16 protein-coding genes, 1 pseudogene and 1 riboswitch are annotated in these 21253 nt (G+C 46.9%); of the genes and pseudogenes, 5 read left to right on the top strand and 12 right to left on the bottom strand.

What is annotated here, in order from left to right; translation table 11 throughout:
* Positions 1-40: 40 nt before the first annotated feature.
* Positions 41-1471 (bottom strand): HAMP domain-containing sensor histidine kinase, encoded by a 1431-nt coding sequence (locus tag AC0WRU_RS02785; RefSeq protein WP_476127120.1) that lies wholly within the window; start codon positions 1469-1471, stop codon positions 41-43.
* Positions 1471-2145 carry a response regulator transcription factor gene (locus tag AC0WRU_RS02780; RefSeq protein WP_476127119.1) on the bottom strand — a complete coding sequence of 225 codons (675 nt, stop codon included), beginning with the start codon at positions 2143-2145 and terminating at the stop codon, positions 1471-1473. Before AC0WRU_RS02780 ends, AC0WRU_RS02785 begins: the two co-directional genes overlap by 1 nt.
* Positions 2146-2296: 151 nt before the next feature.
* Between AC0WRU_RS02780 and AC0WRU_RS02775 the strand changes: the two genes are divergently transcribed.
* Positions 2297-4060, top strand: coding sequence for an alpha-glycosidase (locus tag AC0WRU_RS02775; protein ID WP_476127118.1), 1764 nt, complete (start codon positions 2297-2299; stop codon positions 4058-4060).
* A gap of 138 nt (positions 4061-4198) precedes the next feature.
* Positions 4199-5575 (top strand): transcriptional regulator, encoded by a 1377-nt coding sequence (locus tag AC0WRU_RS02770; RefSeq protein WP_476127117.1) that lies wholly within the window; start codon positions 4199-4201, stop codon positions 5573-5575.
* A gap of 169 nt (positions 5576-5744) precedes the next feature.
* Here the strand turns inward: AC0WRU_RS02770 and AC0WRU_RS02765 are convergent, their stop codons facing one another.
* The 3 genes from AC0WRU_RS02765 to AC0WRU_RS02755 all read right to left on the bottom strand — a co-directional run bounded on the left by AC0WRU_RS02765 (position 5745) and on the right by AC0WRU_RS02755 (position 8303).
* Positions 5745-5924, bottom strand: a complete 180-nt coding sequence (locus AC0WRU_RS02765; RefSeq protein ID WP_049827310.1) for a hypothetical protein — start codon at positions 5922-5924, stop codon at positions 5745-5747.
* Positions 5925-6585: 661 nt separating this feature from the next.
* Entirely contained in the window at positions 6586-7746 is a 1161-nt protein-coding gene (locus AC0WRU_RS02760) for an MFS transporter (RefSeq protein ID WP_476127116.1), read from the bottom strand.
* Between the two features lie 152 nt (positions 7747-7898).
* A complete protein-coding gene (locus tag AC0WRU_RS02755) occupies positions 7899-8303 on the bottom strand; it encodes a MerR family transcriptional regulator (protein WP_025683214.1) in 405 nt (134 codons plus the stop codon).
* A gap of 224 nt (positions 8304-8527) precedes the next feature.
* On the opposite strand from AC0WRU_RS02755, the pseudogene AC0WRU_RS02750 reads away from it, so the two are divergent.
* Positions 8528-9031 (top strand): annotated as a pseudogene (locus AC0WRU_RS02750) (MetQ/NlpA family ABC transporter substrate-binding protein); the annotation flags it as partial.
* A gap of 98 nt (positions 9032-9129) precedes the next feature.
* A complete protein-coding gene (gene pdaA / locus AC0WRU_RS02745) occupies positions 9130-9927 on the top strand; it encodes a delta-lactam-biosynthetic de-N-acetylase (RefSeq protein WP_476127115.1) in 798 nt (265 codons plus the stop codon).
* A gap of 168 nt (positions 9928-10095) precedes the next feature.
* Here the strand turns inward: pdaA and AC0WRU_RS02740 are convergent, their stop codons facing one another.
* Positions 10096-11793, bottom strand: a complete 1698-nt coding sequence (locus tag AC0WRU_RS02740; protein WP_476127114.1) for a glycoside hydrolase family 13 protein — start codon at positions 11791-11793, stop codon at positions 10096-10098.
* A gap of 222 nt (positions 11794-12015) precedes the next feature.
* On the opposite strand from AC0WRU_RS02740, the gene AC0WRU_RS02735 reads away from it, so the two are divergent.
* A complete protein-coding gene (locus AC0WRU_RS02735; RefSeq protein ID WP_476127113.1) occupies positions 12016-13107 on the top strand; it encodes a hypothetical protein in 1092 nt (363 codons plus the stop codon).
* A gap of 300 nt (positions 13108-13407) precedes the next feature.
* Here AC0WRU_RS02735 and AC0WRU_RS02730 read toward each other — a convergent pair whose 3' ends face one another.
* From AC0WRU_RS02730 to AC0WRU_RS02705, 6 genes are all read right to left on the bottom strand, one after another.
* Positions 13408-14196 carry an SDR family oxidoreductase gene (locus AC0WRU_RS02730; protein WP_476127112.1) on the bottom strand — a complete coding sequence of 263 codons (789 nt, stop codon included), beginning with the start codon at positions 14194-14196 and terminating at the stop codon, positions 13408-13410.
* A 17-nt stretch (positions 14197-14213) separates the two neighbouring features.
* Complete coding sequence (locus AC0WRU_RS02725; RefSeq protein ID WP_476127111.1) at positions 14214-15371, bottom strand: SMP-30/gluconolactonase/LRE family protein; 1158 nt, start codon at positions 15369-15371, stop codon at positions 14214-14216.
* 31 nt (positions 15372-15402) lie between these two features.
* Positions 15403-16413 (bottom strand): zinc-dependent alcohol dehydrogenase family protein, encoded by a 1011-nt coding sequence (locus AC0WRU_RS02720; protein ID WP_025683221.1) that lies wholly within the window; start codon positions 16411-16413, stop codon positions 15403-15405.
* Between the two features lie 398 nt (positions 16414-16811).
* Complete coding sequence (locus AC0WRU_RS02715) at positions 16812-17873, bottom strand: EAL domain-containing protein (protein WP_476127110.1); 1062 nt, start codon at positions 17871-17873, stop codon at positions 16812-16814.
* A gap of 263 nt (positions 17874-18136) precedes the next feature.
* Complete coding sequence (locus tag AC0WRU_RS02710) at positions 18137-20242, bottom strand: bifunctional 2',3'-cyclic-nucleotide 2'-phosphodiesterase/3'-nucleotidase (protein ID WP_476127109.1); 2106 nt, start codon at positions 20240-20242, stop codon at positions 18137-18139.
* A gap of 222 nt (positions 20243-20464) precedes the next feature.
* The gene (locus AC0WRU_RS02705) at positions 20465-20899 is read right to left on the bottom strand and encodes a pyridoxamine 5'-phosphate oxidase family protein (RefSeq protein WP_025683224.1); all 435 of its coding nucleotides are present in this window, start codon (positions 20897-20899) and stop codon (positions 20465-20467) included.
* 204 nt (positions 20900-21103) lie between these two features.
* A riboswitch (TPP riboswitch) is annotated at positions 21104-21213 on the top strand.
* Positions 21214-21253 lie beyond the last annotated feature (40 nt).

Below are 21253 nucleotides of genomic sequence, written 5' to 3'. Positions count from 1 at the left end.
ATCGTAACGTGCCAAGTTTAAGGCCAAGGGAACTCTTAGTTTAAGTTTTGTTTAAAAAACGGATTTGTATCCCGGCGGATGAACTAACAATATCCCTCTCCAGATTCATTTCACGGGCCAGCAATTCTGTAATCGCCAAGCCAATCCCGGCTCCTTTTTCACTGGATTGCTGCTCCATTCCCGGTCCTTTATCCGCAATGACTAATGCCTCTTTCCCGTTATGTTCCTCTACATGGATACCAATATATCGGCCTGAGGCAGCATGGCGAACTACATTTTGAAAGAGATTGTCCAGCAAACGGCGGAAGCCCTGCTCATCGACCTTCCACACGATACTATGCTCAGGCAAGTCGATATCCACCTCCAAACCTTCCTTCTCCCAAACGGGATACCAGCTGGCCGCGCACTCCCGTACCAGCCGCAGGATATCACGCGGTTCGTTATTCAATGTATATTTGCCGCTGGAAAGAAGATTATAGGCGAGCAGGTTGTCGATCAGACTTCCGAGGTCTTTTAACTTGTTTTCCATCAGTGTAATAGACTGCCTTCCCCTGTTACTCAGGTTTTCCTCGTCCAGTGTGTACAGATGGCTGCGCACGACCGTAAGCGGCGTCCGAATATCGTGTGACAGATCGGCGACCAGCCTTTTTCGCAGTTCTTCCTCTTGGCGCTCACGTCCCCGGCTCTCGGCCAGCTGCTCGACCATCTGATTGAACGCTTCCTCCAGCTTGCCGATTTCATCCGGTCGTCCGGTGCTGACGAGAATGGGCAATCCATCCTCTCCCCTCTGCGACATGGCTGCCTGAAGCTGCACCAGTCTGCGCCGAATGCCTCCAAAAAACAGGAGAGATACGAATATAAATGCTGCGAGTATTAGTAAAATAAAAAAGAGATAGTACAGTGTCATGCTATTGCCCATACGCGACTGATCAAAAAACGAACGAGGAACTTTCAATACCATATAGCCCTGATCGGCGTTCTTCTGGCCACCACCAATAAATGCGACTACAGTAAACGGTCCCTGATAGCTTGCTTGTTTCATGAATGTAATAGCTTGCATCGCGTCCCAATGCTCTGGAAGGTCTGGTTGTGTCGGCGACTCGAGTCTTGTTTTCCCCGCTGCATCCACCCAAAATATCTGTGAATCGGGAAACGTATCTCCCTGTATTTTTTTTAAATGGGTTGAGATTTGCTCCGGGGTGGCTCCTTTTAAGGCTACAGCTTCACGATGCCAGCTATCTTTGGTCCGTGAACTGGAGAGATAATGTGAATTTGCAGGCTTCATATCCGTAACCCAATCAGACAAGACACTACTTACAATTAACGTAGCAGGTAACATAATCGGCAATAGCATCATAGCAACCACAATAATGACCAGATAGCGGAACAACAGTGAACTACGAAAACGACCTCCCTGACATGGCCTGGAGCTGCGACGCAACCTCGCCCAACCCTTGCGCGTCCTGCTCATTACGCTTTCACCCGATAGCCTACACCACGGATCGTCTCAATGATGCGGGGAGTGGCAGGATCTACCTCCAGCTTTTCGCGCAAATGTCGAATGTGGACCATTAAGGTTTTGTCCCCGTCGATATACGGATCGCCCCACACGGCTTCATACATTTGCTCCTTCGTCATAATCTGGCCCAAATGCCGCAGCAAATAAGTAAAAATATGATATTGCTTGCCTGTCAGCGCAATTTCTTCCCCGGTATCACGGTTCACAATACGGTTATCGGGAGGGTACACCGCCAGATGTCCCAACTGTAAGGATTCCTCGGGCACCGCGCCTGATCGACGCAGCAAAACCTCCATACGTGCAATCAGCTCGTCCGGGTGAAAGGGCTTCGTCACATAATCGTCGGCAAAATCCAGCCCTTGCAGCTTATCGTCAATGGAGGTTCGGGCGGACAGCATAAGAATCGGAAGTTCCGGGCGTTCCTTCTTGAGCCTTTTTCCAATCGTAAATCCATCCAGACCGGGCAGCATCACATCCAGAATCACAAGCTGGCATGTACGGGCTGCTTCCACAGCCCCATCCCCGCTGCACAGCCACACCACAGCGTAATTCCGCTCTTCCAAATACCGATGCATCCAAGCGCCGATATCCTGATCGTCCTCGATGTATAACACATTTGTTTTCATTCACGCACACCTACTTATCGTTTTTCTTTTATGTAATGGGCATTATAGCATTTATGGTACATAACCCGCGTAAAAAGGTTAATAACTACCTTATACGACATACGCTTCACAATTTCAAATTCTAATGCTCGTGAAAAAGGAGGCCTAGCCGATGCTGCTGGAAGCGATACACCATCATCCGAAGCGTAATTGGGCTTTTGGTTATGATGATGCAACTATATTTTTACGGCTTCGTGTGAAGAAAAATGACCTGACCGCTGTACACGCTCTAACCGGAGACAAATACGACTGGGATCGCACCCGACAGCTCATTCCAATGTCCAAATTCGCCACCGACGGCAGATTTGATTACTACGAGTGTACCGTAAGGCCCACTCACCGTCGGCTGAAATATGGATTTTTGCTGGAAGACGGCGAGGAACGCATTTGGATGAATGAGGATGACTTTACCACCAAGGAACCTCAAAGCCCAGACAGCCTGTTCCAATATCCGTTTTTGAATCCGATTGATATTCTCAAACCACCTGCATGGGTGAAGGATGCAGTTTTTTATCAGATTTTCCCGGAACGCTTTGCGAACGGTGACCCATCCATTAGCCCGGAAGGTATAGAGGCCTGGGGTGGCACACCGCGAAGAGACAATTTTTTCGGTGGCGATCTACAGGGAATTCTAGATCATCTGGATCACCTGAACGAGTTGGGGATTAACGCCCTGTATATGACTCCTGTGTTCAAGGCGACGACCAATCATAAATACGATACCGAGGATTATATGGAGGTGGACCCGCATTTTGGGGACAAGGAGACGTTAAAAAAACTGGTGGATGCCTGCCACGACCGGGGAATCCGGGTACTGTTCGATGCAGTGTTCAACCATTCGGGACGTACCTTTAAGCCGTTCGTGGACGTGCTGGAAAAAGGCGAAGCCTCCCCTTACAAGGACTGGTTCCACGTACATAGCTTTCCGCTGGAAGTAGTCGATGATATACCAACCTACGATACCTTCGGGCTGGAGCCGATGATGCCCAAGCTGAACACCGAGCATCCCGAGGTGAAAAAGTACCTGCTGGATGTGGCAAAGCATTGGATCGAAGAGATCGGCATCGACGGGTGGCGGCTGGATGTGGCAGATGAGGTGGATCACGCCTTTTGGCGGGAGTTCCGCACCACGGTCAAACAGGCTAACCCGGATGCGTACATTCTGGGTGAAATGTGGAATGAATCGTCTGAATGGCTACAGGGCGACCAGTTCGATGCGACGATGAATTATCCGTTTACTTACGCGGTGAATGATTTTTTCGTCAAAAAAGAAACCGATGCCCAAAGCTTCGCCTTTGCCATCGGACGGCAGCTGGCCCGCTATCCGCAGCAGGCCTCTGAAGTGGCCTTCAATCTGCTGGATAGCCATGACACGCCGCGCCTCCTGACGCTGTGCGGCGATGACAAGCGGCTGATGCGGCTGGCCGCTCTGTTCCAGTTCACGTACATGGGCGCGCCCTGCATCTATTATGGTGATGAAATCGGTCTGGATGGAGATGCCGATCCAGGCTGTCGCAAGTGCATGGAGTGGGACCCTGACAAGCAGGACCGCGAGCTGTTCGACTTTTACCGCGAGCTGATTGCGCTGCGTAAGGAGCACCCGGCGCTGCGTGCTGTGGGAAGCCTCACTTTTCTGGAGGCAGAGCCGGAGGGCACATCCCTCGCCTACGAACGCCGCAGCGAGGAAGAGGTGCTGCTCGTGCTGCTTAACCGTTCCGGTAAGAGCCACATGTTTGAACTGAACATTCCCGAGCAGGAATGGGAATTGGCTTTTGGCGAAAGCCAGTGGTCCGCAGGAGCGAAGGGCTTACGCGCTGAGCTTCCAGCCTATGGCTACGCCGTGCTGAAGACAGCGCCTGCGAAGCGGGTGGAATAGACGCTCTCCTTTTAATAAACGGAGTAGTCTCATCCCTTGAGGCTACTCCTATCTACATACAAACATTCCCAAAACGGTGGTATAATATGTTCAGATAAACGCTGATTTAGCATCCGGATTGTGAAAGGGGTGGTTCATTTGGAACATACAACCACGATACGCACAGAGCTGGAGCAATTCATGGCACGAGAAGACCTAAGCATTATCCAATTTTGCGAAATGGCGGATGTAGAAATGGAGGCAGTCCATGCTATTTTGGGTAAAAAAATGCCATTCTCGGTAGAGCAACTGGATCGGGTTACATACGGTATGCGACTGAATCCAGGCCATTTTTATGAGCATTACATCGAGGAATGTCTGGTCGAGGCTGTGCCCGATTGGCGTCACATTAAACCTTTTTTATACCGATGTGAAGAACTGGGCAGACTGGATTGCATTCGGCAAACCATCTATTTATGGTTGGATAACACGACTTACGCTCCTCTGTTGTTCGAAGTAGCTGAGGATTTTTTGATACATGACAAACATGCCGCCGCAGCCCTTCTCTACAAAAATATTGTTAAAAGGGAGGGCGGCCGACGTTCAGAACGACTGGCCTTGTGCCAGTATCGCTTGTTTATTCTTGGGCTGGGACCCGATAAAGAGCAAAACGTAGATGCTGCTAACCGGGTTTTTCCCCTTTTGGATCAGCTTGACGACATAGACCGACTCGACGCATTAAGAGAACTGGCGAACGCCTATATGCAATGGAAATGGTGGGATTTGGCCAAGGACCTGGCTCAGGATATGGACGATGAGGCTAATATTCAATACCTTCTCATGCACCAGCCCAATAAAGTTAATCAGGAACCACTCAAAAAGCCACAAAGACCAATGTTCTTTTATATGGCCTATTCTAACTATCTTCGTGCGAACATTTGTGAGGGCCAGGGAAACTACAAGCAAGCGCTACAATATACTTACGCGTATGCTGATCTAAGCTGGGTGAAGGAAACGGATGAGGAAACCAAATACTGGCTAAACAAATGTAAAGAATGGGCACGCTCCAGTATATTTTTATATAAAATGCTAACCGGAGATGTAAGTGCTATTTTGGATTATGTTACATGCATTGAGGCCTCACAAACGGAGCTGATGCCGGGTTTATTAAAAATCATCAGAGCCGCCAATCAGCAGGATATCAAGGTAGATTATTTTCTTAAAAAGTTCGAAACAGACATTACAGCCTTTATAGCGCGGGAAAAAGCTATTGTTACGTATACGCACAAGATCACGCCAGATTTATATATTCTTTTTCTGTATGAACTGGCTCACTATTATCTCAGCAGAGGGGCCTTTGACCTTGGTTTTAGCTTTTTAATCGACAGCTTGGACAAATCTCTGGAAGTCGACGATAAATCGAATACGATCAAATGTATAGGGATGTATGAGCATTTTCGCTTATTTGCTTCCCGTGAGACGGATGCAGAGTATACGAGATTAATGACCGGAATGTACTTGAAAGATGATGACTAACATGACCTCATTAAAATTTGCGATTATATAAGTGGACTAAAAGTTACCTATAGTGCCATTCCGCCTACTCCGTTTTCCATGTATATTTTTAATTCAACTTGCCTAAGCTCAAACAACGCGTGCCGATTGGGTATCAGCACGCGTTGTTCGCATAGCTTTTTTTATCTGATTACTTATTTTGAACATCTGTTCTTACGACCCCGACATCAGAAGCATTGATAGAAATGGGGTTGCCACCTTGTCCTGTCTGAGCTGAAGAAGATTGTCTGACGTCTACCGAAATTCTTTTATTTTTAAAACCGCTCCGTCTCTTTCTTCCCAAAGCAATTACCTCCTTTAAATCTCTCATTTGCGAGTCCCCTGTTCAGACGGATATAAACCATCCTTGAGTTGATCTCAACTGCGAAGAGATATGTTATATGAATATGCTAGAGTAGGAGAAGTTGTATCGGCGAATAGCAGATCATAGAGAAAAGAGGCTGTGAGTTGGAAAATACTTGGTGCTTGACCTTGTATGGCTTTAACTGCCGGATCTGTCGACCCCGATGTTGCAAAGCAAAAGCCCAAAGAGCCTTACCCTGCTGAACTGGGAGGAGCTGGTGAGTCATATTTTCAACTGTTTCCCTCCCTGATGATCAGGTCATTCCCTACACTTTTTTTATACACTTTATAATTGACGTTCCTCTTCCTATAATCAATATCTTACTTATCCAATTAAAAAACCATGCTTTGAGATCAGCCTGCGGCAAGACCGAGATCCAGGCTCAAGACAAAAAAGAGATTTACGTAGGCTTTTTTGCAGGGCCGTATGAAGATCAGTTCCGTCAATGCATTCTGCCTGTATTGGAGAAAAAGGGATACAATAAGGAATCCCCCCCCCGTGCTGGCTTATTAAGTCTTAAAAGGCAGTACAACGATCATTTCAAATTGTCTGCTTCTCCTTCAATTTTCAGATGATCAACATATTTTCAGCTACACCAACATCACCGGCCCAGTGGTGACATTAACATTTAAACCTTAACTTTTTTTAAATCAAAGAACTTGATTTTTACTCCAATGCAGATGAGTGCAAGCATCAGAAACAATACACCGCTCCATACAATCTGGTGTGTTCCCATTTGGGATAAGAACCAGCCACCTGAGGCGGTGCCTATTGTTACACCCAAATTTGCAAAGGATACAAACAAGCTATTGCCAAACTCAGTTGCTTCTGAGGTCTCAGAGGTTAGCCAGGTTTGGCTTATAATGAGGCCGCTTGTAAAAACAGCTCCCCACGCAATGATAATAAGGATCATCGGAATCGTGTAATTTCCCGCAAAAAATACCAGCAAATAAATGATTCCGAGCAGCAGAGGATAAAAAATGGTTGTTTTAACTATACTCTTGCTTAATAGCTTAGCTGCCTGTAGATTACCGAAAACACCGCTCGCTCCGAAAAGAATTAACATGATACTTATCGTTTTACCATTCATGTTTGTCACTATTCTAAGGTATTCAGCAAAATAAGAATATACGGAGTACAATGCTGCAAGAATGAAACAAGTGGCCGCAATGTTAAGCCACAATTGTGGCTTAACCAAAATTTTCAACTGTTTCCCATAAGATAACTTTTCTTTTACTGACATGGATGGAATCCAAGTTATTATACCGATTAATGTGCAAGCATTAATAACAGCAGAAAAGAGAAAAGCAGCTTCGAGTGAAAACTGATCCCCAATAAATGATGTGATTGGAATGCCTAAAACCATCCCCACAGTTAATCCTGTAAAAACTCTGGAAACTGCTTTAGCACTTTGTTCTTTGGGAACAGAGCTTGCAGCTGCTGAAAATGCTACTGAGAAATAAACAGGATGGAGAAAAGCAGGTAAAATACGACAAAACAATAGGACAGAATAGTTGGGGGCAAATGCTGAAACAAGATTGGCAATTGTAAAAATAGCAAGCACTCCTGCTAAGATTTTTTTTCGGTTTATTCCGGAAAATAATAAAATCATGAACGGACCAGAGATGGCAATGATAAGCGCAAACATGCTTACAAGCATACCAGCTTGAGAAATGCTGACTTGGAATTGATTTGAAATCTGCGGTAAAATACCTATAACTCCAAGTTCGGTATTAACTATTCCAAATACGCCGAGGGCAATGATAAAGGTTACAAATGACGTTTTCATATGGATGTGAAGTTCTCCTTATATTTTAAAGTAATATAAATATAAAACAGTATTAAGATCATGCATTCCCAATACATCAAGTGATGTTTGTTTTAGAACAATGTATACCGTTTAATATTTGCTTCTGTAGTTCTTGACCTAGTTTTTGGAATTTAAGGATTATATTTGTCCATCTTATGTTCTAATTCATAATTCTTCTCCATCTCCTTGTAGATAACGATTTTATCTGCAAGCAAATTTAGATTTTTCTGAAGCTCAATCATATGCTCTTGAACTTCTTTATAGTGCTCTTCGAGAAGTACCCTCCTTGTAGTTATTGTTGAATCGCCCTGCCTCCTTAACTCAGCGATTTCGATCATTTTGTTGATTGACATTCCTGTAGCTTTCAGTCGAGTCAAAAACTTAATCCAAGTGATATCTTCAGGTGAATAATAACGGTAACCATTTTTATTTCGGTGGATTGAGTTAAGAAGACCAATATTCTCGTAATAGCGAAGCGTGTGAACACTAAGATTCGTAACATCAGCAACCTGTCGAATAGTTAGTAATTTTTCCATGAACACAGTATATACTTTCGAGTTAACTCGAAAGCAACACTTAATTGTTTTGTAGATGTCTCTATGAAATTTTCTGACTAAAGTATCTACCTTTTCACATAAATTAAGTTACTGAATGTCATCGGGTTTTTAGACGCCTTCATCCCTTGGGAGATTCCCGAGGAGTGGGTTCAATAGTCATCATTCTGTGGTAATAAGACCATGTTCTTGCCCTCCTACACGTACCGAGCGCTCATCAAAGATTGTACTCGGTCAACCACAAATCGCTAGATGAAGTCAAAGATGGCGTAACCATTGGAGTACCACAGGACACATTCAATCAGGAACGGACTGTACGGCTCATTGAAGAGCTGGTCTGGGTTAAATTCAAAAGCTATGCCGAAGTGGTCAACTTTAACGTAAATAGCGTTGAGCCTGCCAAATATAAAATGAATTTCAAGGTGCTGGATTCGGCACAAATTCTCGTTTCTCTGAAAGACCTTGATTTCGGAGTTGTGAATGGTAACTTTATTACCGATGCAGGCAGGAAAATCTCAGATGCACTTAAAATTGAAAACGCACCGGAACAGCATCGCATCGTCGTGACGCTTAACAAGGTAAATAAAGACACCCAATGGGCCAGGGATCTCAGGAGCATCCGTCAGGCAAGATTACGCTGGAAGCAGCGGAATTTCATGTGGAGCATCCTGAGGAAACGGCTGCCCCTTGGCAAGAACTATTCTCGTTAATTCATATTGTATAAAAAAGCGCCGTTTTGCAGAATCTATGGAATATGCCGAAGCATACACACCTTACCCGAACGGGACGGAGAAGCGGAGGAACATAGATGAAGCGAATGTTTGCCTTATGGTTATGCACTGCGGTTGTTGGCATGTTAGTAGTTACGGGTCAACCCGCACTAGCTACGCAGGCTGTTGACGGACAGCCTTATCATTTTGGATTTAAAAAAAGCAAGGGAGGCGAGCTGCCTTCCATTGCGCAAGAGGGCTTTATGCACTTGATCGAAAGACAGGGAGGCATCTTTTTGGGGGATACAACCAAAAAAGAACTGTATCTCACCTTTGACAACGGCTATGAGAATGGATTTACCCCCAGAGTGCTGGATGTATTGAAGGCTAAAAAAGTCCCGGCTGCCTTCTTTGTGACCGGGCATTTTGTAAAAGACCAGCCTGCTTTGATGCGCCGTATGGCCAGTGAAGGCCATATCATCGGGAACCATTCATGGAGCCATCCTGATATGAGTACAATTTCTTCGGCACAGATCCGGTCCGAGCTGGATAAGGTACGAAGCGCATCGGCCGAACTGACCGGACAAAAAGAAATGAAATACGTCCGACCGCCACGCGGCATTTTTAGCGAAAAAGCCTTGGCTTCCTGCCGGGAAGCCGGATATACAAGCGTATTCTGGTCTGTGGCTTACAAGGACTGGGATACGAATATCCAGCAAGGAGCAGACTATGCCTATCGTCAGGTCATAAATCAGCTCCACCCCGGAGCGGTCATTCTGCTCCATTCCGTGTCCAAGGACAATGCCGAAGCGCTCGGTTCTATCATTGACGAAGCTCGCAAGCAAGGGTATGAATTCAAAAGTCTGGACGACCTTAAGGTCAAGCATTACCACTAGAGAAGCATCTTAATCCGGCAAGTCTTGTATGTATTAGCCCGATCCTACTGCCTGGTATAGACAGTGGGATCGGGCTTTTTACTTTACGCACGCTCAAAGAAGGGTTTGGATATAATAGATCGGATTATCGCCAAGATCCGTGAGCTGGCTGGAATGAAGCCAGAACGATTATTCCAAGTTTAACTTATACACTCTGGCTTCATAAGGACGCAGCTTTAGGACGTTCAGATTCTCACCTTTTACCGACTCGTAATTGGACAGAAGCAGCTCTGCTTTGGCGGCAGGATAGCCCTCCTCAGGCCAGTGGAATACCGGGTTACGGTCAAAAAAGTTCAAAATAACTAGCAGCTGCTCCTTCTCCAACGTGCGGGTAAACACATACAGCTCGGTATCCAGCGGCAGCAGCAGCTTATATTCACCATAAACGATTACCTCAAGCTGTTTACGCAGGGCAATCAGCTTACGATAATAGTGAAAAATCGAATCCGGGTTATGTCTTTCCGCTTCAACGTGGATATGCGTGTAGTTATCGTTGATTTTCATCCACGGCTCTCCATCGGTAAACCCGGCCGCACACCCTCCATTCCACTGCATGGGTGTCCGCGCATTATCCCGGCTTTTTCTCCAAATTGCCGCCATAATCTGCTCTTCCGGTTCGCCAAGCTTCCGTTGCTGCTCATAATAATTCAACGTCTCCACGTCCCGATAATCATCAATCGACGGGTAAGCGATATTCGTCATGCCGATTTCCTCACCCTGATAAATGTACGGCGTACCTTCAAGCATATGTATGAAGGTTGCCAGCATTTTGGCCGACTCCACACGGTATTGTCCATCATTCCCGAATCGCGAGAGGGCGCGCGGCTGATCATGGTTGTTCAGATAATTCGCATTCCATCCCTCCTGATGAAGCACCGTCTGCCATCGACTCATAATTTTTTTTAACTCTACCAGTGTCCACGACTTGGATTTCCATTTTTCTGTCCCCTGTCCCTGGGCATCTATAAACATGTGTTCAAACTGGAAAACCATATTCAGCTCATGCCGCTGATCTCCCACATAATCGAGTGCCTGTTCAGGACCCAAACCCGATGTTTCACCGACGGTCATTAAGGGGTACCGCTCCAGCACTCTTTCATTCAGCATGCGAAGAAGCACATGCACTTGTTCCAAATTGGAAAAGAGCTGATAGGCCCGTACCAATGTCCGTTTCTCGGGATTATCGGCATCCGGCAGCCCTTCGGCTTTGACAATATGGGCAATGGCGTCAAACCGGAAGCCATCGACTCCCTTTTTCAGCCACCATTCCACCATGCGGTACAATTCAGCGACCACTTCTTCATTGTTCCAGTTCAGATCCGGCTGATGCTCGGAATACAGATGCATGTAATATTCGTCTGTAAGCTTGTCATATTTCCACACAGAACCGGAAAAATACGATTCCCAATTGTTTGGATATCCGCCATTTTTGCCTGTTCGCCAAATGTAGTAGTCCCGTTTCGGATTATCCTTGGACGAGCGTGATTCCGTAAACCACGGATGCTCATCCGATGTATGGTTTAAAACCATATCCATCATAATTTTGATGCCTCGTTCATGCGCCTTGTGAAGGAGTTTATCAAAGTCCTCCATCGTTCCGAATTCATCCATAATGGCATAATAATCGCTAATATCGTAGCCGTTATCATGATTGGGTGATTTGTACACCGGACAAATCCAGATGACATCAATGCCCAGCTCACTCAGATAGTCCAGCCTGGACAGAATGCCTCGCAAATCTCCTTTTCCGTCTCCGTCCGAATCCTGAAAGCTGATCGGATAGATCTGGTACACAACGGCTTCCTTCCACCATATCTTTTTAGGCATGTTTCCCTCCTGTAGCTTCTCTGTACATCCAATAGCATATGCTCTTAACATACACGCAATACCTGCTGGCGAATCGTTTGTATGCTGGGGAGAAGGGAGATTGAAAAAATATTTTTTAAAACAGGTTGTAAAAGTTACTCCGGCGTTACCTATATATATGAACCGTCCTATCTATGAACCGACAGAAGCGGTCCCATTCTCTAAATCAAAGGAGGAAGTCACATGAACTATCGGCCCAAAGAACCAAAGGATCTGATTGTGGAGTCGGCTGTGATCCCGCCGAATATCAATGTGGATGTGGAATCAGCCACCGAAGGAGGGAAGCGCCGCCTGATGCTTAGCGATAATCCGGAGACGCTCACCCCCGTGACTGTACCTGCCCGGCAAGCTACCCTGTGGCATGATGTGGTGCGCACGGCAAGCCGGACGGTCAAGCATCGCATTTTCGGCTGGCATTACAACAAAATCGGCGGACCCGTCAAACTGGGCATCACCATAGAGAACAAAAGCGATCCTACGCTGGAAGTACGTCATATCGAGCGGGCTCTTGAGATTGCGCCTGAGGATGGGAACTGGATTATGGATGTCGGGCAGTCGATTGCCAAAAGCTGTTTGGCAGGTACGATGAAGCGCTTGAAGCCAGTAGACCGTCATAAATTTGGCAAAGGCACAGCGCTGCTGGAGGAATTCGAACTTTCCGAGGGGTCCCTTGCCGGATTCACCTATGACTTCACCATAGAATATGCCGAAGGCCACGGTACACTGGACTATGTAATCCGCACCGTGGTCAGCAAGGATACACAGGCCGACCTGCGCGGGATTCATGCGGAGCCGCTACCACCCGTACCGCCGCCGCAGGCGCATCCGCGCGGTGCATGGTCCTTTTCCGAAACGAACGCGCGGATGCCGGAATACGTGGTCGGGCAAAGTGCCAACTACCGGACATGTGCCACCAAAAAACTGGACGGCGAGACTCCCGCCGATCTGCTGTTTACCGGGGCCCGCAGCGAGCTGGGTCCTGCACTTGATAACCGTGGACAATTCGGTGTTATCTATAACGCGACGATTCCCATCGTTAACGACGATGACGAGGAACGTACGGTCCGCATCTACGCCAATCCGCGTGGCGGAGCGTTCGCCGGGTCTGTGCGTGTGGATGATCGTGTATATGGTATCCCTCTGCTACGAGATAATACCAAGGTATGCCGATTGGCTGATATCAGCGTCCCTCCCGGCAGATCCAGCTATGATCTCAGCTTCATGGTCGCCGGCAGTGCAACTACGCCGCTAGGTCTGTACGTTATTACACTATAGCTGCGCTCACGATGACTGGATGAGCGAACGTGGGGCCAAAATTTTCACAGGATATGGTCTGCTCTATAGTAAATGGAGCTGTCCTAAAATGCTGGTTTTAAACTTTATTGGACAGTCACGCTTCGTCATTAATATAAAAAAGCGCGAGTGCAAGGGTTATTCCCCCCTGTAGCTCGCGCTTTTTGGTTCATGCTCACCCAATTGAGCAGGTTATGGTCAAGCGAAGGCACGTAGTCCTCTTCGCCGCCATACCGGCATCGGCGATGACCATACCCGGTTTGTGTCAGAATAAATATCGCTCTATTTGAACCGCTGGACCTGCCTCGAAGGCATAATGGTCAACTCTGGAATATTGACATGCTCCGGCTGCTCTAGTGCATAAAGGGCAGCTTCTGCAACATCATCGGGATGCAGCGGCAAAACGCTCGAAGTAAACGCCCGAATTTCCTGCTCGGGATATCCGGCCACCTGCGAAAATTCCGTCGCCACCGCCCCGGGGTGAATCGCAGTTACACGAATTCCTTGCGTACTGGTCTCCAAACGCAATGCGGAGGCTATGGCGCTAGCGCCGTACTTGGTAGCGCTGTATAGTCCTCCTCCGGCAACCACTTCCTTCGCTGCAATAGAGGAAACAATGACAACATCCCCCTTGGCCTGTTCCTTCATTGGCTGAAGTCCGTACTTCAATGTCAGGACAAGACCGTGCACATTCGTCTTGTAAAGCTCCTCCCATCTTTCCAGATCCACTTCTGCCAGTGGGCTTCGATACCCGAAGCCGGCATTGGCGACGATAATGTCAAGCCGCCCCCAGCGTTCAAGAATGGCTTGAACCGCCTGCTGTACGTCTTCCGCTTTTTGGATATCGGCAGGTATTGCCATGACCTCGTACAATTCCTCTTGGTGCAAGTCGCGAACCAATTCGTCCAATCGTTCCTGACGGCGGGCCAATACAGCTACATACGCGCCTCGCTCTGCCAGTTTTTTTGCAATCGATGCCCCAATGCCGCTACTTGCGCCTGTTACCAAAGCTACTTTCCCGGCCAGGCTTTCCTTCGCTTTCCAAGATAATTTCAACTCATCCAATATCATGTTAAACCCTCCCAAGCTTATTTGGTTAAAAGCACGCGATGAACACCCTGGCTGCCTCCAGGAGCTGTACCTATATATAAATATCCGTCATGGTTTACAACCGTGGTTACCCCATAAACCGAGCCTTCAGGATCATGCCAGCTTCCGATGAGTTTACCCTGCGGATTAAGCTCCACAGCAAGCCCATGCTTCACAGGTGCGCTTGCACCGCTGAGCAGCGATTGAGGCAATTTGGCCATCATTCCAGCCAGCCACGGGCTTCCATGCATCTGATCTACAAAGGGAATACGTGTCGTGAAGAGACCGACCCAGAAATGGCCTTGATCATCACGCGTAATGTTATCCGGAAAACCGGCGAGATTATCCGCAAAAATATCCGAAGTCCCCTTCTTCGGCCCTTTGAGCCAGTATCTGGTCAATTGGTAGTGATACGACTCTGCCACAAGCACAAAATCTTCGTCCGCAGACAAGGCAACCCCGTTCGCAAAATAAAGGCCTTCCAACAGAACTGTCGTCTGCTTGGTCGCCGGATCATATTTCAGCAAACGTCCATGTGGCTTGTTCTCGGCGATTTCTTTGAAGACTACACTGCCATAATTGGAGGTGTCAGAAAAATAAATGGTACCATCTTTGGCAATATCCAGCTCGTTGGCCAAATAGATCGGTGTGCCGTCGACTTGATCGGCCAACACCGTCACGTTTCCGGAAGGATCTACCGATAGCAGCCCCTTCTTAACATCCGTAACGATCAGATTTCCACTTGCGTCAAACATAAGTCCATTGGGCGTTCCTTTGGTATCTGCATATAGCTGGGCCTTTTGCGGATTGCCCTTTGTATCAATGGCAGCCTTATAAATTTTCCCGTCGGAGTCTCCCGTATATAAATTTCCTTTCTTGTCAAAGGTGATAAATTCCGGAAACTTAGGGGCATCTGTAACAAGCTCTGCGGAGCTGAGTTTATTGTTTTGTTGCCATGGACCCGCTTGTTCAAAAGAGGGGGCCGAAGGTGCAAGCCATTTTGCAGGCTGGACAGGGGAAGGGATGAGCATAAAAATAACCACTCCCAGAAGGATTACCGCCAGCAGCGATAATCCGGTTCTGCGTACCCATTTACGCGGTTTCTTATTCTTTCTTCCTTGAGAATCTTTGACAGACAAATCAGGTTTACTGGGCATTAGAGTGCCTCCTATGTGATGTGAATAATATTTATATTTGAACGACGATTTTACCGAAATACTGTTTTCCTTCAGCCAAAAGTGCGAAGGCTTCGCCGATTTGGCTGAGCGGGAATACCCGGTCGATGACAGGATGTAAACGATGGCGGGAAATGGCACGATTCATGTTTTCGAAATGTTCCCGGTTACCGACTTGGCTGCCGCGAATCGTCGCAGCCTTCTGCAAAATGCTGGTGACATCGAACTCAGGAATGGTCAAGCCCGATAAGAATCCGACCATGCTCACAGTCCCTCCGGTACGAAGTGCATTGATGGATTGCACCATTGTTGCCGCTCCCCCTACATCCAGGACATGGTCGACTCCGCCTGTCAGCTCCAGAGCCACCTTACCCCACTCGGGAACTTCCGAATAGTTGATTGTCTGCCATGCGCCGAGAGCCTTTGCCCGTTCCAGCTTGTCATTGCTGCTCGATGTGATAATTACCCGTGCTCCCGCCATCAGAGAGAATTGAAGCCCAAAGATGGAAACACCGCCTGTTCCTTGCAAGAGCACCGTATCCCCCGCTCGCAGCCCGCCGGATTCCATCAGCATGCTCCATGCGGTTAATGCCGCAATCGGCAAGGTGGAAGCCTCCTCCCAAGAAAGGTGATCCGGAATGGCGACGACCCCTTCTTCATGCAGAACGATATATTCAGCCGCCACTCCACTGAGCGGGCCTCCCAGACTGTCCTTTAAGACCTCCGCTCTCGTGCTCCCGCCAATGAATTTCTGTTGTAAATTTGCCGCTACCCTTTGTCCAACCTGAAATTTTGTCACCCCTTCGCCCACAGCTACAATTTCACCTGCTCCATCGGATAACGGAATGAAGGGAAATTGAAGGCCGATCGGCATTACTCCGTTGATAACTACCAAATCCCGGTAATTTAGGGACGCTGCCCTTATGCGGATCAGAACTTCCAGCCGTCCCGGCACCGGTATGTCAAGTTCCGTCAAGGTTAACTCTTCAAAGCCAAAACCGTTTTTCAGTTGCACTGCTTTCATTTTGGTTGTCCTCCCTGTAATGTTAAACTTTTTACCTAGTATGGATACAGTGTATCACTCAAGAAACGATGTTTCCCATGTAATACACTGTATCCAATTGTCTTCAAAACGTCAATCTTTACTTTAAAAATAAAAACGGTCGTAGACTGCTTCCGGGCTTTTATCGTTCCTTACCAAGTAAAATTGGAGACTGGGTGGCTTCGCTTGTCCAGAACTTGCTCAGGTGGGCAAGCATGACCAAAAAACGCGAGTTGCAGGGGTGAAATAACCTCTGCACTCGCGTTTTTTTTACATTAATGGTGATATAAGCGCTGTCCAATAGAATTGGAATTTGCTTATGCGACAGCCTTATTTAAGCTCCAATTTTATAAACTACGTCTATTTAAATTTGTTCCTGACTATATTACGCTACTAAGCATAAAATTAGAGGGCGGACTCGGCTCCGGCTTGCCAAACAAATAACCCTGCGCCAGGGACACACCTGCTTCACGACAAAATTCAAAATCCTCCATCTGCTCAACGCCTTCAGCCAGTACCTGGCCGCCAAAACGAGAAGCCGATTCCACGATCCCTGTAATTTGTCGCTTCTGATCACTGTTGCGATAACAGCCATCAATTAAACTGCGATCAATTTTGACATAATCCGGCTGGAGACAGTTCATCAGCTCTGTCGTAGAATAACCTGCCCCCACATCGTCCAGTGCCACTGAAACTCCACGTTTGCGATATAGTTCAAAAATATGATGCAAAACATTCAGGTCATCAATTTCTTCCGTCTCTACGACCTCAAACACAAAATCCTCCGTATTCATGGACAACCGATCAATCGTCTCAAAGGTATGATTCAAGCAATAGGCCGGTTTATAAATAGTGGAAGGAAGAAAATTAATAAAACGTTTGATTCCCGCAGGAAGGCATGTTGCACTTTTTTCAATCGCAGAAATACGGGCTGACCGATCCAGATGAGCATGCAAGCCAGCTTCACGGGCAATTTCAAACAGCCGAAAAGGCTGAAAAGGCCGCTCCGAATGTGACGGACGCAACAAAAATTCAAACCCGATAACATTCAGTTTGTGGTCGACAATAGGCTGCATATGGCTGGAAAAGCTTTGATCCGTAATAATGTCCATGACATTCGGATGCTTGATTCGGGCTTGCAGTTGGCTGAATGGAAGCCAATCCTCATACTCTTCGATATGAAACGTTCCGGTCACCACAACCTCCATATGTAACAACCATTCCTTCGGCAGAAGAGCCAGTCTGTCCATCAATTGCTCCAGCTCCGAAGGACTGTGATAGCGAAACGCAGCGCTATCCTCGCGCCCTCGTTCCTGTTTCATTTGTTCCGACAGCATACCCAAGTTGTCCACCGCTTGAGTAAGCGACACCCTAGAATGCCTGATTCTCAGCAATCCCTGATCCTTAATGGGTAATATGATGCTGCAATTGCTGCAAGTCATAATGGTCCTCCTCGGAACAATTTTCCGGTTTTTTCACCATTATATCACAAATAACTAGAACAAAAGTACTATAAAATTACGAAAAACAAGCTTGTTTCCATTTTAAACTTAGGACTTGAGTGTATACTAGACAAGAAATAAAGCCTTTTGAACCATTTTCCAATTAAGTTACTGTTATTCTAGAAAATCAAAAAAGCAGCAAGTCTCTCGGCTACAGAGACTTACTGCCTTTTTAATTTCAAATGAAAGCTAGAAACACAGACTTATTTGGAAGCCTTTGGCTTGGTTGTTTTAGCTGGTTTAACCACCGCAGGTTTAGTTGCTTTTACGGCAGGCTTCGCTGTTGCTTTCGCTGGAGTCACGGTTTCCTTTACAGGTGTCGTTGCTGCATTGGGCTTCGCGCCAGCTTTCAGACTATATTTAGCAAAGCCGTCAGCCGCGCTGCCGAGGAATGAAATCTGCTGGTTTCCGGCAAGCACGTCTTTAGCATCAGGCGAGGATTCGAAGGTAATCTTAGCCTCACCGAAAGGAGCAATAGACCAGTTGCCATCCGCAGCCGGATTAATCGTTCCGTTCGTACGGATGTAATCAATAACGACCTGGCGGCTTTCGTCCGGTGCTGCCATCACAATGCGTTTGCCATCCGGATTTGCCAGTTTGGATGAGGAAGCACGATAGTTGTTGGTCGCTACGATAAACTTCTGTGCAGGATCAATTGCTTTCCCGTTGTATTGTAAATCCTTGATACGATGAGCAGAAGGATCAATAACGGTTCCCTTGGCATCATATCGTGCAGGCTGAGTCACATCAATCTGGTAATTCACACCGTCAATGACATCAAAATTGTAGGTAGGGAAATCTTTGTTAATCAGCGATTGTTCCTCGGTTTTCTTTGGATCGATACGGTTAAACTGGCCCGCAGACCATTCCAGCCATTCCTGAATTTCAGCACCGGTAACTTCTACGGCCTGAACCGTGTTCGGATACACGTACAGATCGGACACGTTTTTAATGGCTATCGTGCCTTCAGGAATGCTGGTATAATACTCGGCACCGTTTCGACCACCAGCCTTGAATGGGGCGCCAGCCGACAATACGGGAAGATTTTCGTATTCGGTTCCCTTAAGATGGTTCTGTACGTACCATTTTTGTGCATTCGTCACAATCTGAATGGATGGGTCATCCTGCACTAATGCAAAATAACTGTTGATCGGTGCAGTCGTTGTTCCCACCGGTTGACGAACATAATCCAATGTTCCTTTATGTTCGTCCTGGACCGCCTCTGTCAGTTTGAATTCGGGTTTGATCTGTTGCACCGCTGGATTGGTAGTATTCACAACCGGGCGCACTTCCGACTGAGAGTTGGTTACATTCCACACGCGGTTTTTCTTTTCAAGGCTCAGGTCAATAATGCCCAGCTCCTTGCCCCATGAGGAAGCTTCTACAGCCGGTACGCCATTAATGGTTCCTTTATCCAGGTCTACACCGCTCATTCCTTTAAAATCAGGGCCGGGGAAAGATTTATGCGCGTGTCCAAATAAAATAGCGTTAATTCCGTCCACCTTGCTCAAATATTTAACGGCATTCTCCATCAATGGAGTTTGCGGTACATCCTCATAACCTGTGTGTGCCAGCACAATAATAATGTCAGCACCCTCGGTTTTCATTTGTGGAATAAACTTTTTCGCCGTTTCCACAATATCCTTGGTAACGACTTTGCCCTTCAAATTACTTTCATCCCACTGCGTAATTTGTGGTGTTACCAAGCCAATCACGCCCACTCTGAGTGGATGAACTTCACCCTTTTCATCCGTCACTTCTTTATCCAGAATGCGATAAGGGGTAAAATAATTTTTAGTGCCTTGGCCCCCATCATCGTAATACACGTTCGCATTTACGTAAGGGAAATCAGCTCCCTTGAGCGATCTCTCCAAAAAGTCGAGACCATAGTTGAATTCGTGGTTCCCCACCGTAGCCGCATCATAGTCCATCAAGTTCATCATCTTGTAGACCGGATGGACACCGCCTTCTTTCTCGAAGGTTTTGCTTCTGGCCATATAATCACCCAGTGGATTGCCCTGCAACAAATCGCCGTTATCGAACAACAGGCTATTTCTTGTTTCGCTGCGCGCCTGCTGGATCAGTCCGGCTGTGCTAACCAAGCCGTATTCGTTCGTTTCCTTGTCTGCATAGTAATCGTAATTCATCAAGGCCGCATGAATATCCGTTGTTTCCATGATCCGCAAATTCACTGTAGCACTATCCTTGGATTCGCTAGCAGCCCAAGACGGAGCGGCTGAAAACACCAGCATGCTACAGGCAACGACTGCTGCTGTAAGCCCTCTAAACCATTTTTTATGAAATATCAAAATATATCCCTCCTCATTAAGATGTAGGCCTCATACACATACTTTTGCACATATATGTAAGCTTTGAACTCACCATTCCTATTTTAATCCAACGCGGGACAAAAGAGTAGTCATTTACCCTATTTATTTATGAAGAAATAATTAATTTTCCGAGAACATAAAAACCAGCAAACCTCCCAAATAACTTGGAGAATTGCTGGTTTCCTTATATTCTATCCGATTCTATTTTTCCCACACCTGACGTCCAGTTTGCTTACCCACGTACTCAATACGATTCGGGTTTACATCCAGAATGACATAATCGGGGTCATCCGGGCCGGAAAACCATTCCTTCAACGAATCATTCCACACTTGCTTGCGTAGTCCCTCATCCGCTGTGACCTGGACGGTAGCCTCAACCTCTACGACTTCCTTCGTACCGCCCACTTCATAACCCAACAGCAAATAAGCGTTCGGATTGTCCTTTAGCTCATCCACCTTATGCGTTTTACGATCCGTTGCCAGATGGATGTTCAACCCTTCGTTAAAAAGAGCCATATAGCGCACCTTCGGCTTGCCGCCCTCCACCGTACCCAACGAGCAAAATTTGTTGTTATCCAAAGCCTTTACAATGGCTTGTTCCAGTTGGCTGCGATCCAATGTTTCCGTTTTACCCACGGTACAACAACTCCTTTTCGTAAATTAGAATTCCTGTGAATTGGTTTCCGACAAGATCATGGTCATTTTCAGAACAAAGCTCACAGTAAAAGTGTACCCTAGCGTACGGCAAATGAACCGTCACTTCTTCCCCAATGCTGGACAGACCCGCCTTCTAGGCATATAATCGTCGTAGTAAACCCGAATTGAATAACCCATTCGACTATACAATGCCAGGGGTGCTGGAATCGGCCGGCTGAGAGTGTGTCCCAAGACACTGACCCTTACAACCTGATCTGGGTAATGCCAGCGTAGGAATGCTTAAGCAAGATACGCCCTTTCTTTTCTTATTACGGCGGGCCATCCCTTACTTTG

Source organism: Paenibacillus sp. 1-8 (assembly GCF_056316205.1).
The sequence above is the reverse complement of the archived record's forward strand: the minus strand, read 5'-3'. Positions and strand labels throughout refer to the sequence as shown.

Bases quoted from the DNA above. Each gene is read 5' to 3' on its own strand.
- AC0WRU_RS02760 (WP_476127116.1), bottom strand. From the start codon at position 7,746: ATGAAAACGTCATTTGTAACCTTTATCATTGCCCTCGGCGTATTTGGA.
- AC0WRU_RS02725 (WP_476127111.1), bottom strand. From the start codon at position 15,371: ATGCCCAGTAAACCTGATTTGTCTGTCAAAGATTCTCAAGGAAGAAAG.
- AC0WRU_RS02765 (WP_049827310.1), bottom strand. From the start codon at position 5,924: ATGAGAGATTTAAAGGAGGTAATTGCTTTGGGAAGAAAGAGACGGAGC.
- AC0WRU_RS02775 (WP_476127118.1), top strand. From the start codon at position 2,297: ATGCTGCTGGAAGCGATACACCATCATCCGAAGCGTAATTGGGCTTTT.
- AC0WRU_RS02755 (WP_025683214.1), bottom strand. From the start codon at position 8,303: ATGGAAAAATTACTAACTATTCGACAGGTTGCTGATGTTACGAATCTT.
- AC0WRU_RS02785 (WP_476127120.1), bottom strand. From the start codon at position 1,471: ATGAGCAGGACGCGCAAGGGTTGGGCGAGGTTGCGTCGCAGCTCCAGG.
- AC0WRU_RS02730 (WP_476127112.1), bottom strand. From the start codon at position 14,196: ATGATATTGGATGAGTTGAAATTATCTTGGAAAGCGAAGGAAAGCCTG.
- AC0WRU_RS02720 (WP_025683221.1), bottom strand. From the start codon at position 16,413: ATGAAAGCAGTGCAACTGAAAAACGGTTTTGGCTTTGAAGAGTTAACC.
- AC0WRU_RS02715 (WP_476127110.1), bottom strand. From the start codon at position 17,873: ATGACTTGCAGCAATTGCAGCATCATATTACCCATTAAGGATCAGGGA.
- pdaA (WP_476127115.1), top strand. From the start codon at position 9,130: ATGAAGCGAATGTTTGCCTTATGGTTATGCACTGCGGTTGTTGGCATG.
- AC0WRU_RS02740 (WP_476127114.1), bottom strand. From the start codon at position 11,793: ATGCCTAAAAAGATATGGTGGAAGGAAGCCGTTGTGTACCAGATCTAT.
- AC0WRU_RS02780 (WP_476127119.1), bottom strand. From the start codon at position 2,145: ATGAAAACAAATGTGTTATACATCGAGGACGATCAGGATATCGGCGCT.
- AC0WRU_RS02735 (WP_476127113.1), top strand. From the start codon at position 12,016: ATGAACTATCGGCCCAAAGAACCAAAGGATCTGATTGTGGAGTCGGCT.